We start from the raw sequence: 1,144 nt of genomic DNA on the forward strand, positions 1-1,144 counted from the left end.
AGGTCGGCGGCAAGGCCGCTTGAAAGGCGCGTCTCTGGAAGCCGAAGCATCGGGTCGACCAGCAGCTGGGCGACCCGTTTCGAGGGCAGGCCGATTTCGCCTACCCGTGCCCATACAGCTCGGCGTTCTGGTGGGCATTTCCTTCGTGCTCGAACTCCAGACTCGAATGGGCGATACCGAAGCCGTCCTTCAATCTGGACTTGATGTCGGCTTTCACGCTCTCGATGCGCGCCCAGCCCTGATCGTCCAGCACCACGTGGCAATCGAGAGCGACCTCATGCTCCTGCATTTGCCAAAGATGCACGTGGTGGACATCCCGAACGCCATCGGCGTCCCGCATTGCCTGAACGACGGCGTCACTGTCGATATCAGGCGGACTGCCGAGCATCAGGGTCCGGATCGGCCCGCTAATTTCGGTCAGTGCCAAGTAAAGGATATAGAGCGCGATGCCGATGGTGATGGCGGGGTCGACCCAGCGCAGGTCGAATAGGAGGATCAGCGTGCCACCGATGATGACAGCCACCGAGGCGAGCGCATCCGAAAGATTGTGAAGAAACAGTGCCCGGATGTTCGCGCTGCCCTTCTGCATCGAATAGGTAAGGCCTGCGGTCAGCGCATCGATGACCAGAGCGATCCCTCCAAGGATGACGACCGTCCAGCCGCGCACCTCGGGCGGATCGATCATCCGCATGCCGCCTTCGTAGATCAGGTAGAAGCCGACGAGAATGAGCGTCGTGTAGTTGATGAGGGCGGCCACGATCTCGATCCGCCCATAGCCGAAGGTCATTGTCGAATCCGCGGGCCGACGCGCGATCTTTCGGGCGACGAAGGCGATGACAAGCGAGGCCATGTCCGAGAAGTTGTGCAGCGCGTCCGCGATCAGCGCGAGGCTGCCCGCGAATATGCCGCCGACGATCTGCGCCACGGTCAGCAGAGCATTGGCCCATATGGCTATGGAAACACGCCGATCCCCGGATTCGGGATCGAGATGCGCGTGGCTGTGGTCATGCGGCATGTCCATGCTCCTTCGGTAGACCTTTCCTCCGGGCACCCAGTCCAGGCACCGGAGGGACATCACCATTCCGGATCTTGCGCACCCGCGCGTTCATCCAATGGCGGATCGCATGGCGATACAGCTGCTCCT

1 protein-coding gene is annotated in these 1,144 nt (G+C 61.5%); it reads right to left on the bottom strand.

The window, feature by feature from the left end; all coding sequences use genetic code 11:
• Nucleotides 1–100: 100 nt before the first annotated feature.
• Nucleotides 101–1,015, bottom strand: a complete 915-nt coding sequence (locus O4G76_RS19745) for a cation diffusion facilitator family transporter (RefSeq protein WP_269398865.1) — start codon at nt 1,013–1,015, stop codon at nt 101–103.
• Nucleotides 1,016–1,144: the final 129 nt, after the last annotated feature.

Origin of the sequence: Limimaricola sp. G21655-S1 (assembly GCF_027213785.1) — a bacterium.
GTDB lineage: Bacteria > Pseudomonadota > Alphaproteobacteria > Rhodobacterales > Rhodobacteraceae > Limimaricola.